General features: G+C 48.3%; 15 protein-coding genes and 1 pseudogene. 11 read left to right on the top strand and 5 right to left on the bottom strand.

Features of this window, described 5'->3' with window-relative positions:
* Positions 1–84 precede the first annotated feature (84 nt).
* The 4 genes from RBB45_RS17165 (at position 85) to RBB45_RS17145 (ending at position 2,672) form a co-directional block, all read left to right on the top strand.
* Positions 85–861: a DUF4230 domain-containing protein gene (locus RBB45_RS17165; RefSeq protein ID WP_224948802.1), complete on the top strand. Its 777-nt coding sequence runs from the start codon at positions 85–87 to the stop codon at positions 859–861.
* Positions 845–1,519: a uracil-DNA glycosylase gene (locus RBB45_RS17160; protein WP_371931610.1), complete on the top strand. Its 675-nt coding sequence runs from the start codon at positions 845–847 to the stop codon at positions 1,517–1,519. Before RBB45_RS17165 ends, RBB45_RS17160 begins: the two co-directional genes overlap by 17 nt.
* Before the next feature lie 476 nt (positions 1,520–1,995).
* Complete coding sequence (locus tag RBB45_RS17150) at positions 1,996–2,277, top strand: YwdI family protein (RefSeq protein ID WP_094769431.1); 282 nt, start codon at positions 1,996–1,998, stop codon at positions 2,275–2,277.
* Between the two features lie 23 nt (positions 2,278–2,300).
* The gene (locus RBB45_RS17145; RefSeq protein WP_009794339.1) at positions 2,301–2,672 is read left to right on the top strand and encodes a DUF423 domain-containing protein; all 372 of its coding nucleotides are present in this window, start codon (positions 2,301–2,303) and stop codon (positions 2,670–2,672) included.
* 35 nt (positions 2,673–2,707) lie between these two features.
* Here the strand turns inward: RBB45_RS17145 and gerQ are convergent, their stop codons facing one another.
* From gerQ to hemQ, 3 genes are all read right to left on the bottom strand, one after another.
* Positions 2,708–3,208 carry a spore coat protein GerQ gene (gene gerQ, locus RBB45_RS17140; RefSeq protein WP_009794338.1) on the bottom strand — a complete coding sequence of 167 codons (501 nt, stop codon included), beginning with the start codon at positions 3,206–3,208 and terminating at the stop codon, positions 2,708–2,710.
* Between the two features lie 22 nt (positions 3,209–3,230).
* Positions 3,231–3,653, bottom strand: coding sequence for a cell wall hydrolase (locus tag RBB45_RS17135; protein ID WP_306010007.1), 423 nt, complete (start codon positions 3,651–3,653; stop codon positions 3,231–3,233).
* Between the two features lie 449 nt (positions 3,654–4,102).
* The gene (hemQ, locus tag RBB45_RS17130) at positions 4,103–4,846 is read right to left on the bottom strand and encodes a hydrogen peroxide-dependent heme synthase (RefSeq protein WP_022544519.1); all 744 of its coding nucleotides are present in this window, start codon (positions 4,844–4,846) and stop codon (positions 4,103–4,105) included.
* Between the two features lie 453 nt (positions 4,847–5,299).
* On the opposite strand from hemQ, the gene pta reads away from it, so the two are divergent.
* Complete coding sequence (gene pta, locus RBB45_RS17125; protein ID WP_009791662.1) at positions 5,300–6,277, top strand: phosphate acetyltransferase; 978 nt, start codon at positions 5,300–5,302, stop codon at positions 6,275–6,277.
* 399 nt (positions 6,278–6,676) lie between these two features.
* Complete coding sequence (gene lipL, locus RBB45_RS17120) at positions 6,677–7,531, top strand: octanoyl-[GcvH]:protein N-octanoyltransferase (protein WP_224948808.1); 855 nt, start codon at positions 6,677–6,679, stop codon at positions 7,529–7,531.
* Positions 7,532–7,637: 106 nt separating this feature from the next.
* Here the strand turns inward: lipL and RBB45_RS17115 are convergent, their stop codons facing one another.
* Positions 7,638–8,417 (bottom strand): RsfA family transcriptional regulator, encoded by a 780-nt coding sequence (locus RBB45_RS17115; RefSeq protein ID WP_094769433.1) that lies wholly within the window; start codon positions 8,415–8,417, stop codon positions 7,638–7,640.
* Positions 8,418–8,733: 316 nt separating this feature from the next.
* On the opposite strand from RBB45_RS17115, the gene RBB45_RS17110 reads away from it, so the two are divergent.
* The 3 genes from RBB45_RS17110 to RBB45_RS17100 all read left to right on the top strand — a co-directional run bounded on the left by RBB45_RS17110 (position 8,734) and on the right by RBB45_RS17100 (position 11,115).
* On the top strand, positions 8,734–8,958 hold the full coding sequence (locus RBB45_RS17110) for a YuzB family protein (protein WP_022544517.1): 225 nt from the start codon (positions 8,734–8,736) through the stop codon (positions 8,956–8,958).
* 302 nt (positions 8,959–9,260) lie between these two features.
* Positions 9,261–10,559, top strand: a complete 1,299-nt coding sequence (locus tag RBB45_RS17105) for an HD domain-containing protein (RefSeq protein WP_009791657.1) — start codon at positions 9,261–9,263, stop codon at positions 10,557–10,559.
* Between the two features lie 49 nt (positions 10,560–10,608).
* On the top strand, positions 10,609–11,115 hold the full coding sequence (locus tag RBB45_RS17100) for a YwgA family protein (RefSeq protein ID WP_224948810.1): 507 nt from the start codon (positions 10,609–10,611) through the stop codon (positions 11,113–11,115).
* Positions 11,116–11,162: 47 nt separating this feature from the next.
* On the opposite strand, the pseudogene RBB45_RS17095 reads toward RBB45_RS17100, so the two are convergent.
* A pseudogene (locus RBB45_RS17095) lies at positions 11,163–11,387 on the bottom strand (2-hydroxymuconate tautomerase); the annotation flags it as partial.
* 169 nt (positions 11,388–11,556) lie between these two features.
* Here RBB45_RS17095 and RBB45_RS17090 point away from each other — a divergent pair.
* Positions 11,557–12,219 carry a site-2 protease family protein gene (locus tag RBB45_RS17090; RefSeq protein WP_094769435.1) on the top strand — a complete coding sequence of 221 codons (663 nt, stop codon included), beginning with the start codon at positions 11,557–11,559 and terminating at the stop codon, positions 12,217–12,219.
* A 72-nt stretch (positions 12,220–12,291) separates the two neighbouring features.
* Entirely contained in the window at positions 12,292–12,804 is a 513-nt protein-coding gene (locus RBB45_RS17085) for a YwhD family protein (protein ID WP_022544515.1), read from the top strand.
* Positions 12,805–12,871: the final 67 nt, after the last annotated feature.

Here is a 12,871-nt window from a genome sequence, read left to right as displayed (position 1 = left end):
TACAATTTTTCAGCAAAATTTTACAAAAAAGGCAGTTCTCATTTTATAATGTAAACGAACGGGTATAGAAAAGGAGCGGAGATATTGAAAAAAGAACAGGAAGTATTAGAACAGATGGAGGCGCTTATGAAGGAACTGAAAACTTCCCGCAAGCAGGCTGCAAGTGCCGCCGCTCTTGAAGGCAGCGGGGGTGCGTTCACGTTTTCACGGTTTTTGCGCTACGGATTCAGGAAGTGGAGCTGGAAAATCGGGCTGCTTTTATTGTCGCTTATTATGATCGGAATTTTGCTTACAGCAGGAATCTTTTATTTTTATACAGGGTCATCAGCTCAAGAAGAGAAAGGGAGTTTTATAGAACAGGTGCGGGGCCTGTCCACGCTGGCATCATCACAGGCGCTCGTGAAGGCCGTGATTGAAAAAGAGGACAATGAACTGTTTGGCAGGCAGATAGAAACGGATCTGCCGGGGACAAAGCGCAAGCTTCTGCTTATTGTCCCGGGAACGGTAACGGCAGGGGTCGATCTTGAGCAGGTTGGAGAAAAGGATATCAAGGTGTCGGAAGAGGATAAGAGGATTGAAGTTTCCCTTCCGAAGGCAAGCATCCTCCAGGAGCCGTCGCTCGATCTGGAGCATGTCCAGACCTTTTCGGCTTCCGGGATTTTTCGGGGTGATGTGAACTGGGATGAGGCATACAGCCTTGCAGCAGAGGCAAAGGAACTGGTAGAAGCGGAAGCGATTGACCAGGGGATTCTTGAACTTGCTGAGAAGAACGCAGAAAAAACGATCAGCGAATTTTTTGGCAGGCTGGGCTATGAGGCCTCTGTCAGCTATAAGGGGGATTCTGATGCAGCTATTAAATAACCGCTGGGGCGAGCTTCTGGAAGAGGAGTTCGAAAAAGCGTATTTTCATGAACTGGAAAGATTCCTGGAAGAAGAATATGCGAGCGAGACGGTCTATCCGGCCAGGGAAGATATCTTCAACAGCCTGAAGTATACCGATTATGAGGATGTAAAAGTGGTCATCCTGGGGCAGGATCCGTACCATGGACCGGGACAGGCCCATGGTTTGAGCTTCTCGGTCAAGCCGCAGACCAGGATTCCCCCCTCCTTAAGGAATATTTTCAAGGAGCTTCATGAAGACCTTGGCTGCAAAATCCCTGATAACGGGTATCTGGTCAGCTGGGCGGAGCAGGGTGTCCTGCTGCTGAATACCGTTTTGACTGTGCGGGAGGGGGAAGCCCATTCCCATAAAGATAAGGGTTGGGAGACTTTTACCAATAGCGTTATTGCCCTGCTGAATGACAGGGAAAAGCCGGTCGTATTCCTGCTTTGGGGAAAGCCCGCCCAGGAAAAGGCCAGGCTGATTGATAATCCGCACCATATTATCCTAAAATCAGTCCACCCCAGCCCACTATCAGCAAGAAGAGGATTCTTTGGCAGCCATCACTTTTCAAAAACCAATCAGATTTTGAAGGATAATGGGGAAGAGGAGATAGACTGGCAGATACCAGATCTCTAATTCCGGCATGTTTCACGTGGAACGGAAATTGCATATGAAGAATGCCGTCGAAAGCTGACGGCATTTTTTAATAGACAAGTATAAAATAAGGCGGGCAAGACGCTTCCGCCTTTCTCTATTCAAAGAACTGTCAGAGTTTTAGGATGTATAATGGGTACAAGTCATGTAAAATAGAAACCGATAGCCAAATGAGTTAGAAATAAGGCTCAGCAAAGGATGACAGGATTGGACAGCAATCAGCCAAATTGCTTTAAATGCAAGCATTTCTACGTGACATGGGACCGGCAGTTTCCGAAAGGGTGCAGGGCGTTTCAATTTAAGGGAAGGCAGCTTCCGTCCAAAGCGGTTGAAAGGGCTTCAGGCCATCCTTGCCTTAAATTTGAGGGAAAGTCCAAGTAATTTCGGCTGCCTGAATAGCATGGGTGCCTGCTGCCGAAAATGGAGCTGTAGAGATTTAGGAAAAAGAGGTGAACAGTATGCAGATACCTGTTGGAAATCTGCTTGCCAAGATTGAAAAGGAGCTGCAGGGGGCCAAATCAAGCTCTTCTGAGGAAATGATCCGGGAGCGGGTGTATTCTATAAAGGCTTTATGCGAGCTGCTTCTGGAAGGTGAGAAGACAAGTTCAGAGCCGGTGCGGCCGGCTGCATCTTATATTCCTCAGCCTGTACAGGAAAGTGTGCCGCTGGCTTCAATCCAGCAGCCCAGGAAGATGAATATGGAAAATGAAGCAAATGGAGATTCAATTTTCGACTTTTAAGAAGTCGATGAAGAGGTGAAATCATGAAAATTTTTATCATAATCGGTGCAATCAATGCGTTCCTTGCTGTTGCTCTTGGTGCTTTTGGCGCCCACGGCCTGGAAGGAAAAGTTGAACCTAAGTATCTTGAAACCTGGAAAACAGGTGTAACCTATCAAATGTTCCATGCCACCGGACTTCTGATCATCGGTGTTCTGCTGGGACGACTGCCGGCAACGGCCTTACTGTCATGGTCCGGCTGGCTGATGCTGATTGGAATCATCCTCTTCTCCGGAAGCCTGTACGTCCTGACGCTGACAAAGATCAGTGTCCTCGGCGCCATCACGCCGCTCGGCGGAGTCGCCTTCCTTGCTGCATGGGTTCTCCTGATCATTGCCGCAGTTAAATATCTGTAAAAAAATGAGCCTGGCTGCATAAGCCAGGCTTTTCATTATCTTGGCGGAAAGGCTGCCAGCCCTGGAGCCGCTCCATATGGATAGTCATACTCAATCTCTTCATCAAATGTAATATAATCCAGATAAATCATCGGGATCAAATAGCGTGTGCCTGACTGCGGATCGCTCAAGATCAGGTGATCCCTTCCTGCCGCTTCAATGATTCCCTTGAAAATCTTCGCATTCCATTCCCTGTTGTTCTCAAAGGTGGCGTAAACGGTTGCCAGCTTCCCTTTGTTCAGACGGAGGATGTTTTCAATGTAGGATTGCTCAATAGGCAGCATCCCGGGAACCTGTGAAACGGGTGAACCTGAAGGCGGAGATGTGGTGAGCATGGAACCGGACGGCATCTGCGGATAGGCCTGCTGGGCGCCGTATCCCTGTGCCTGTGTGCCGGCCCCATAGTAAGGCTGCTGCTGTTGCGGCTGCTGCTGCTGATAAGGCGGATAGGTGCGGTAATCAACATATTGCTGCTGCGGTACAGATTGCTGTTTCAAAATAAATCCCTCCTAAATGTCATTAATAAACAGTGGGACAGTCTGCCTGGGCCGGCTGGAAGAAGCAATGTGCTTTGTATCTTCCGGCATTCGGCTGATTATACCATTGGGCAGGGCAGTCCCCGGTGGGGCGGAAAAACCAGAGCGAATTGCTGGCAGGATTATGGCGCTGCCCCTTGATGACTTTCCTGGCCAGGTCGAGCTCATTCTGACGGGGCCGCTGATAAAAGTAGCCCTTGATGGTGGCTTCAAATCCGCCTGGCCGCTGATAAACCATTTTCCGGATGGAAGGAATCTCTTTGAAATCCAGGCAATCGGCCCTGACCCGGTTCACCCCGACATTGCCGACCATCAGCATGCCCAGATTTCCTTCTCCTTCAGCCTCCGCACGCATCAGCCTTGCGAGAAGCTTCACATCCTCTTCGGTATAAGGAATAACGGCCATAACTTCACCTCTCTCAGCAGCTATTCAAAGGCTGTAAGTGAAAGTATCCGTATAAAACCAAACTCACTATTTCATAAATATGTGGGAAATGCTGTATTATGCCTGATGGGGGAAAGAAAAGCAGATGGCGCTTGTTCAGAATAAAGGAACGCAGGCTAAAGACGCCACGTCCTGTGGCAACGCCTGCATGACCCGCATCCTGCGGGCCCAGCATAAGGCGCTTTGGAATTGAAGGCGTTCTTTGCCTTCGGTTCCAAAGTGACTTATGACTCGAGCACCTAGGAGCCGGAGCTGGACAAAAAGAAAAGCGGAGGGCGCTTGCTCTATAAGCAGGAATCTCTTTATTGGTAACTGTATAGATAGAAAAATTGGAAGCCCAATTGCAGTAAATGTGACGGTTTTTTTTCAATAAAAAAAGCCCCGGCAAAAGCCGAGGCCTGATTCATATATTAAACATTCAGGAAGCTGCCTACCTGGTCTTCCAGGAGCAGGTTTCCGACAAAGAAGGAGCCGAATTCGCCGTAGCGGGCGCTCACTTCATCAAAGCGCATTTCGTAGACAAGCTTCTTGAATTGAAGCACATCGTCTGCGAAGAGGGTTACTCCCCACTCGTAATCGTCAAAGCCGACAGAGCCGGTGATGACCTGCTTTACTTTGCCTGCATACTGGCGGCCGATCATGCCGTGGCTGCGCATCATATTGCGGCGGTCTTCCATAGGGAGCATATACCAGTTATCTTCACCCTGGCGGCGCTTGTCCATCGGGTAGAAGCAAACATATTTTGCTTTAGGAAGCTCCGGGTAAAGGCGTGCCAGGACATGAGGATTCTGATAAGGATCCTCTCCGGCCGGCAGATAGTTGCTGAGCTCCACAACGGAAACATAAGAATGTGCCGGAATGGTATATTCCGCAAGCTTTGATTTATTGAACTCATTCTCGATCTCATTCAGCTCTTCCATTGTAGGGCGCAGGATCATCATCATGAAATCTGCTTTTTGGCCAACAATCGTATATAAAGCATGGCTGCCATTCTTTTCGCTCTGCACGGAATTCCATTTATCCACAAGGCCCATAAATTCCTGGATTGCTGCATCGCGCTCTTCTTTCGGAGTCATTTTCCATGTTGTCCAGTCCATTGTGCGGAAATCATGGAGGCAATACCAGCCATCAAGCGTTTGTGCTGCTTCAGTCATTCTGATCACTCCTATATATGTACTCGAATTCTCATCAATACTATATCATAGTTTCACCATAACACGTCTGCCTGAAACTTGAAAATTATATGTCGCTTACCAGCTTTCAAAAATTATTCTCAATCAGGTTTCCAGCCGGGAAAACAAGGGGATTCTAAAGAATAGCAGATTAGGCAACCAGAACGGGCGCGAAATCGGATATTTTCCGGCAAAAAGGACCATATTAACATCGTCCGGAGAGAATCGATTCCCAGATATAAATATAAGAATGTTAAGAAAACAAAAACTTTTCAGGTGTAACCGCTGCCACTTCTCCTTGTTCTTGAATTTTCACAGTGGAGGAGTATCCTAAGGGAGTGAGAATAGCGGACGCAGGCCCACTTCTATGGATAAAGGCAGTCTCAGCGCCGCTTAAGCCGAGTGATTTGTTACATATAAAAGGAGGATTTTCATATGAGTGATCTTTTTGAAGGATTAAGGAATAAGGTTTCCGGCAATAATCTGCGAATCGTATTTCCTGAAGGAACAGATGAAAGGATTCTGACTGCAGCAGGCCGTCTGGCAGCTGACAAAATTCTTACCCCTATTCTGATCGGGGATATTGCACAAATCGAGGATAAAGCAAAATCATTGGATGTATCCCTTGATTCTGTCGAAATCTATGACCCGAAAAACTTTGCCATGATGGACGAACTTGTTGCTGCATTTGTTGAGCGCCGCAAAGGAAAAGCGACAGAAGAAGATGCCCGCCGCATTCTTCTTGATGAAAACTATTTCGGCACCATGCTTGTTTATGCCAATAAAGCAGACGGCCTTGTCAGCGGTGCAGCTCACTCTACTGCAGATACAGTCCGACCGGCTCTTCAGATCATTAAGACAAAAGAAGGCGTCAAAAAGACTTCCGGTGTCTTCATCATGGTCCGCGAAGATGAAAAGTATGTATTTGCGGATTGTGCAATCAATATCGCACCAGACAGCGCAGATCTAGCGGAAATCGCCATCGAAAGCGCCAAGACAGCAAGAATGTTCGACATCGACCCGCGCGTTGCCATGCTGAGCTTCTCTACCAAAGGCTCTGCAAAATCCCCTGAAACGGAAAAAGTATCCCAGGCAGTTGAAGAAGCCAAGCTTCGTGAGCCATTGCTCATCGTGGACGGCGAATTCCAGTTCGACGCAGCCTTCGTTCCATCCGTAGCCGAGAAGAAAGCTCCGGATTCACCGCTGCAGGGAGATGCTAATGTATTTGTATTCCCAAGCCTGGAAGCCGGAAATATCGGCTACAAAATCGCCCAGCGCCTTGGTAACTTTGAAGCGGTCGGACCGATCCTTCAAGGCCTGAACCGTCCGGTAAATGACCTTTCCCGCGGATGTGACCAGGAAGACGTGTATAAGCTTGCTTTGATCACAGCAGCTCAGGCATTGAATCAGTAATAGAAGAGAGCCGGCACTCTGGTGTGCCGGTTCTTTTTTGCGGTGCAGCGTGTTGTGGCGCGGCGCGGTGGGGCTGTCAGCTGCCAGTTGGTAGAAAAAACGCTCAATTCGGTAGATTACAGTGTAAAGTCGGTAGAATATAGCGTCAAGTTGGTAGATTCCCGGGGGGACCCGGTAGAATATGCCCCGAATTGGACAGAAAGCTGCTCCCGCGCTGTTTGCACCCCCAAAGATAGGCTGTTTTCAGGCAGAGAGATCAGTTTTAAAGCAGAAAAAGCAGTCAAAAAGCTGAACTCAATAACCAACTGCGCACCCGATCAGCGGCTCCGCCCCTTTTCTTCTTCCCGCCGCCCGTATGCTATAATAATCCCATATTGTTTATTTAAAGGAGTACTGAAGATGAACGAAGCAAGTGAGCTGCTGCAGCAGCCGGAGTGGCGGATAATAGACCAGTCGAGTGCGGGACTGCATTTGAATGCGATGCATTCGTTCGGGATGGATGATACGCTCTGTGCTTCTGTCGGATCGGGAAAAACCCCTGCAACGGCAAGAGCATGGGTTCATGACCGGACAATCGTGCTCGGCATCCAGGATTCACGTCTCCCATACCTGGAAGACGGGGTGGACTGGCTGCAAAATCAGGGTTACCGGGCGATTGTCCGCAACTCGGGCGGCCTGGCAGTTGTGCTGGATGAGGGTGTACTGAATCTGTCGCTCATTTTTCCGGAATCAGAAAAAGGGATTGATATCAACCGCGGCTATGATGCTATGTGGCTTTTGATAAAAGAAATGTTCAGCGACTTTCCATATGAAATAGAAGCAAGGGAAATTGTCGGTTCTTATTGCCCCGGCAGCTATGATCTGAGCATCGGCGGCAGGAAGTTCGCCGGCATTTCCCAGCGCAGGCTGCGCAAGGGTGTGGCAGTCCAGATCTATTTATGCGTAAACGGCAGCGGCAGCGGGCGGGCTGCATTGGTCCGGGAGTTTTACAGCAGGGCGAAAAAGGATGCGGTAACGAAGTTCCTGTACCCTGACATTACACCGCCGGTCATGGCATCGCTCAGCGAGCTGCTCCAGTCCGAGCTGACGGTCGCAGATGTGATGATGAGGTTCCTGAACGTGCTGAAAAGCAGATCAGGCAGGCTGTATGCCGGAGGGCTGAATGAAGAAGAAGCCGTCCTTTATGAAAGCTATTATGAGCGGGTCGCCGAGCGGAATGAAAAAGTATTCGGCACCCTTCAGGATCCCGCCTGACCATCCAGGAATAGAAAAAACCGCCCTTTAATCCGGGCGGTTTTCTGTTTAAGGGGGCAGGCTGCTGCCATTTCTTCTCTCCGAGTCTATAAAACAGCGGGGTCCCTTATTCTGCTACCTTTTCCAGGTTCCCGTTGCGGTCCATCTTGAATTTGGTGGCCGGGCGTTCTTCCTCGTCAAATAGTACCAGCTTTCTTGCCCTGTTCATAATTTTCATGAGCGTCTCGTAATCTTCCTGGATCGTGACGGTATTCTGTTCCAGCATGCCGATTTTTCCGGATAATTCCTCATTCTGGCTCCTCAGCATGGCGATTTCGCGCCTCAATCTTTCATTCTCGCTTTTTAACAGATCAGCGCTGAGGGTGGAGCCGTTCAGGCTTTGCAAATAGCTGATAACCGAATCCAGATTCAGCTGGGCCCGCGGCTGCGGCGCCGATTGATAAGCAGGATAAGAGAATACTGGTTCTGGAGCTTCGATTGTTTCTTCTTCAGCATCTCCATCGGCATCTATATCTATTTCTGTATAAGTCTCCGTATAGACTTCTGTTTCTTCCGGCATTGGCAGTGTATCAGCAGTGAGCAATTCAACTTCTTCAACAGCTGGGACCGGAGGATTGTACAGCAGCTTTTTCTTGCCGCCCTGTTCTTTCCCGAGCAGCCTGTTGCGCTGTTTGCGCTGTTTCTTGGCGAGCTGCAGCGCCTTTTCGTAGCGGTGCCTAACAACAGCGTTCCAGCGGAATCCGCAGGCGGCAGAAGTGCGGTTCAGCTTATCTCCGACTTCCTCGAAAGCGTTCAGCTGGGTGCTTCCTTCCCTGACATGCCTTAATACCGTCTCAGCAAGCAATAAATCATTTTCTTCTGACCATGCATCCTGTCTTACTTTCATTTTTTCTTCAACTCCCTGGGCAAAATTGGTTTATATAACCTTCTAGCACTAGCATGGCCACATCTTTCTTTCTTTATACAGAGGGAATAAAAGGATAGTAGTTTTTTTTTCTGATATATTCAGGGACTGGGGAGAAGGGAGAATGTGCTGGAAAAAATGCCTGCAGCCTGCCAGCGGTGCTAAAGATTGCAGCTTGCAATACAAGTTCAGAAAATGTAAAATACCCTTTAGTGCCTCCGGGCAGATTAATTGAGATAGCAACTAAAATTTTCTATAGATAATTTAAAAATGATAGACCGAGAAAGGGATGTACGAAATGGCAAACGAATTCCGTGTTTGCGACGACTGCCAGGCAGTTAATCTGAAAACACTGATCCCCATGCTGAAGGATATCGACCCTGAGGCAAAAGTGGACGTAGGCTGCCAATCCTATTGCGGGCCGGGCAGGAAGAAGACTTTTGCATTTGTCAACAACCGTCCTCTGGCAGCATTGTCAGAAGAAGAGCTAAGAGAGAAAATCGAAAAAAAGCTGAAAAAATAAATCGCCTTTGACACCTGTCTTAAGGTGATTTTTTATTCGCCAAATGCTGTGCGGCTCCGGCAGATGGGGCAATTTCTTTTCTTCCCGGCACGTTTAGCCTGCTGCCTGTTTGTGGAAAAAGAACATCATCTGAACACAGGGAAAATTTTATTTTTCCGAAAGCCTTGCTGTGTCTGGATTTTGTCGAAGAAAAGGGAATTACAGCAGATTTTGTAATGATTTAGCGGTGAAAACTGGCTATAATAGATACAAAGGAAAAAAACGGGAATAGGCCGGGCTGGTGCACAGGAAGAGGGGAAAAGATGCCATATTCAACGGAAAAATTAAGCGAAGAAAAAGTATTCAAGGACCCTGTCCATCGCTATATCCATGTTCGTGACAGAATGATCTGGGATTTGATCGGGACGAGGGAATTTCAGCGCCTGCGGCGGATCAAGCAGCTGGGGACGACTTATCTGACCTTCCACGGGGCAGAGCACAGCCGCTTCAATCATTCACTTGGAGTCTACGAGATTGTCAGGCGCATCATCGATGATGTATTTGCCGGCCGGGAAGAGTGGGATGACAATGAACGCCTTGTATCCCTCTGTGCGGCGCTCCTGCACGATTTGGGGCATGGCCCTTTTTCCCATTCATTCGAAAAGGTATTCGACCTGGATCATGAGCATTACACACAGGCAATCATCCTTGGCAATACCGAAGTAAATCTTGTCCTTTCAAGAGCAGGGAAGGATTTTCCGAAGGATGTAGCCGACGTGATTGCGAAGACTTACCGGAATAAGCAGGTCGTCAGCCTGATTTCCAGCCAGATCGATGCCGACAGGATGGACTATCTGCAGCGCGATGCGTATTTCACCGGTGTCAGCTATGGCCATTTTGATATGGAAAGAATTCTCCGGGTCATGCGCCCGAGGGAGGACCAGGTTGTCATCAAGCAGAGCGGGATGCATGCGGTCGAGGATTATATCATGAGCCGCTACCAGATGTACTGGCAGGTCTATTTCCACCCGGTAACAAGAAGTGCGGAAGTCATATTGACGAAAATCCTGCACAGGGCCAAACAGCTCCATGAAAATTATTATGCATTCAAGTACCTTCCCCTCCATTTCTATACACTGTTTGAAGGCGAAGTGACGCTGGAAGACTATCTGAAGCTTGATGAAGCCGTGATACTCTATTATTTCCAGATGTGGCAGGAAGAAGAAGATCCAATTCTGAGGGATTTGTGCAAAAGGTATATGGACCGCAATCTCTTTAAATATGTGGAATTTGACCCGGCGAAGGAATACAAGAAGCTGGCCGAGCTGTCTGTGCTGTTCAGCAAGGCAGGGCTTGATCCTGAGTATTATCTGGTTGTCGATTCCTCCTCAGATCTTCCGTATGACTTCTACAGGCCGGGAGAGGAAGAGGAGCGTCTTCCGATCCACCTGCAGATGAAAAACGGGGACCTGCGGGAACTGTCGCGCGAATCGGAAATTGTTGATGCGATATCCGGAAAAAGGCGGACGGACCACAAATTATATTATCCTGCTGATTTGATTATGGACGAGGGCAGCAAGAAGACTATTAAGAAAAAAATCCGTGAAATGCTGGAGATCTAATCGACATACATAGAAGCGGTAATTACTTTGGAGTAGGAGATGAGGGGTTTTGTTAAAAGATCATGCCAATTTGGTGCACGCTTTGGCGGCTTCCGGGGAAGTCATCGGCCGGAAAAAGCTTCAGAAGATGATTTTTATTGCAAAGAAGATTTCTTTTCCTTTTCAGGAGCGGTTCCAGTTCCACTTTTACGGGCCTTATTCAGAGGAGCTGACATTGAGGGTGGAGGAGCTTTGCAATATGGGCTTCCTGAATGAAGTGAAAGAGAAGAAGGGCGGCTATTTTCAATACCGGTACACACTGACGGACAACGGCCGGGAATTTCTATCCGTTAACCAGGTTGATATGCCTTGCCTGCCGGACTGCCTGGAGGATATGAACAGCCAGAATGCAAGATTCCTGGAGCTTGTCTCAACGGTTTTATATTTTGATAATCTTCCCCGCGAAGAGGTGCAGGAGAAGGTATTCACTTTAAAGAGCAAGCAGAAGTACACAGAAGAAGAGATTGAAGAGGCCTATCAATATATTGAAAAGCTGAAAGAAAAAGCTAAGCACTAGGGATGTGCTTAGCTTTTTCTTTAGTTTGCGGGCCTTACAAGGGCATTTTAGTCTTCGTCGCTTAAGCGTTTGCCTGCTACGGCATAGTGGTTCTTGCTCATTTCTTCGATAAATACGACGACTTTGTCTTTAGAAGCACCGGTCGTTTCGCTGACCGCATCGGTCACTTTTTCAACAAGAGCTTTTTTCTGGTCTTCTGTACGTCCTTCAAGCATTTTGACTGTTACATATGGCATAATAACTTCCTCCTTTTTATACTTTTTACTATAGCAGAAGGCTTGAGGGAAGTGCCAGTTCGGGGCGCGGGCTGATGCCGGGCTTTTCCCGGAAGCGGAGTTTTCCCTTCGCCAGGCATTTCATGTATACTGAAAAATAGATAAGTATGCAGGCGTGTGCCTGCTGCCTAAGGACTTTATTCATTCACATAAAGGGGTATTGCCGTTGGAACAATTCTTAGCCTTTTCTTTAAGGGAGATTCCCTATGTAGCACTGACGTTAATGATCGCTTTTACGGTCCATGAATTTGCCCATGCGTTTGTTGCTTATAAATTCGGCGACCCGACTGCACAGAAGCAGGGGCGGCTGACGCTCAATCCGATCCACCATCTGGACCCCCTTGGGACCATCCTGATTTTTATAGCGGGATTCGGCTGGGCACGGCCTGTGCCGGTGAACCGTTTCCATTTCAAAAATCCAAGGCTTGCGGGGATATCGGTTTCGCTTGCCGGACCGCTCAGCAATCTGTTGATGGCTGGCTTGGGCCTCGGCATCTGGTACGGACTGGCCGCGGCCGGAGCAGCAGCGGGCCTGCCTGATTTTGTGCCCGAGTTCCTGGATTTGTTCATCTACTTGAATCTTATGCTGTTTGTGTTTAACCTTCTGCCTTTTCCGCCTCTTGACGGATACCGGATCATTGAGGATCTCGCCCCGGCTGGTATCAGGCCGAAGCTGACGCAGTTTGAGGCATATGGTTCGATTATATTCCTGATTCTTGTCATCACACCGCTCGATCAGTATACGATCCAGCCGATCTTCGGCACCGTACTGCCGGTCCTGATCAACGGGATGCACGACTTCTTCTCGGGACTGTTCCTGCGCGGCTGACGATTCGGAAATCAGGCCAAAATTAAAGATCAAATTATGATAACTGACCTTTTTAAAAGGAGGATAAATCAAATGGAAGAAAAGAAGAAAAAAAATATTGGCTTCAACATCATTAAGAGCGACCCGACAGACGGGCATGGCGGCTTTGGGGGAGGCTCCCTCAGCCTTGATAATGTGTCACCGGTCTTTGTGGATGTGGAAGCGGGAGATGCCCATGTTGATATCGGCGCCATGCATGCAAGAAGCACTGTAGAAAAAGGAATCAAGTTCCTGACCAACCAGGAGGACGTTCCGAACGGAAAGCCATACTGGCTCGTATGGGTGACGATCGACCGCAAGCAGGAAGGCCCTTATTATGCCGGTGTCACTGCCTGCTTTATGACGGTGGACCGGGAAATCCGCCGCGGCTATAAACTGCTGCCTGAGCATGTCAACAGGCTTGATAAAAGCATCAAACGCCATATCATCGTCGACCATATGGATGACAAGTCTAAAGGAATCCTTGCAGACTTCCTGAAGAATCACGATATGGGCATGTGGGAAAGGGCAGAAGACCAGCTGAAAAAAGATTTGGCTTCCAGTTAAAAAATTTGACGAAATTGTGACAGATTTTCGAACTTAAATTCCAACCTACTTGCCGAGCGGCGATAAA

Origin of the sequence: Bacillus sp. MMSF_3328, assembly GCF_030733525.1 — a bacterium.
Lineage (GTDB): Bacteria > Bacillota > Bacilli > Bacillales > Cytobacillaceae > Bacillus_AB > Bacillus_AB infantis.
Note: the sequence above shows the minus strand (reverse complement) of the source record. Positions and strands in the feature narration are given on the sequence as shown.

What these genes read in the sequence shown, in the direction of transcription:
- lipL (WP_224948808.1), top strand. Translation starts at nt 6,677, where the DNA reads ATGAACGAAGCAAGTGAGCTGCTGCAGCAGCCGGAGTGGCGGATAATA.
- RBB45_RS17085 (WP_022544515.1), top strand. Translation starts at nt 12,292, where the DNA reads ATGGAAGAAAAGAAGAAAAAAAATATTGGCTTCAACATCATTAAGAGC.
- RBB45_RS17160 (WP_371931610.1), top strand. Translation starts at nt 845, where the DNA reads ATGCAGCTATTAAATAACCGCTGGGGCGAGCTTCTGGAAGAGGAGTTC.
- RBB45_RS17150 (WP_094769431.1), top strand. Translation starts at nt 1,996, where the DNA reads ATGCAGATACCTGTTGGAAATCTGCTTGCCAAGATTGAAAAGGAGCTG.
- RBB45_RS17105 (WP_009791657.1), top strand. Translation starts at nt 9,261, where the DNA reads ATGCCATATTCAACGGAAAAATTAAGCGAAGAAAAAGTATTCAAGGAC.
- hemQ (WP_022544519.1), bottom strand. Translation starts at nt 4,846, where the DNA reads ATGACTGAAGCAGCACAAACGCTTGATGGCTGGTATTGCCTCCATGAT.
- pta (WP_009791662.1), top strand. Translation starts at nt 5,300, where the DNA reads ATGAGTGATCTTTTTGAAGGATTAAGGAATAAGGTTTCCGGCAATAAT.
- RBB45_RS17135 (WP_306010007.1), bottom strand. Translation starts at nt 3,653, where the DNA reads ATGGCCGTTATTCCTTATACCGAAGAGGATGTGAAGCTTCTCGCAAGG.
- RBB45_RS17115 (WP_094769433.1), bottom strand. Translation starts at nt 8,417, where the DNA reads ATGAAAGTAAGACAGGATGCATGGTCAGAAGAAAATGATTTATTGCTT.
- RBB45_RS17110 (WP_022544517.1), top strand. Translation starts at nt 8,734, where the DNA reads ATGGCAAACGAATTCCGTGTTTGCGACGACTGCCAGGCAGTTAATCTG.
- RBB45_RS17145 (WP_009794339.1), top strand. Translation starts at nt 2,301, where the DNA reads ATGAAAATTTTTATCATAATCGGTGCAATCAATGCGTTCCTTGCTGTT.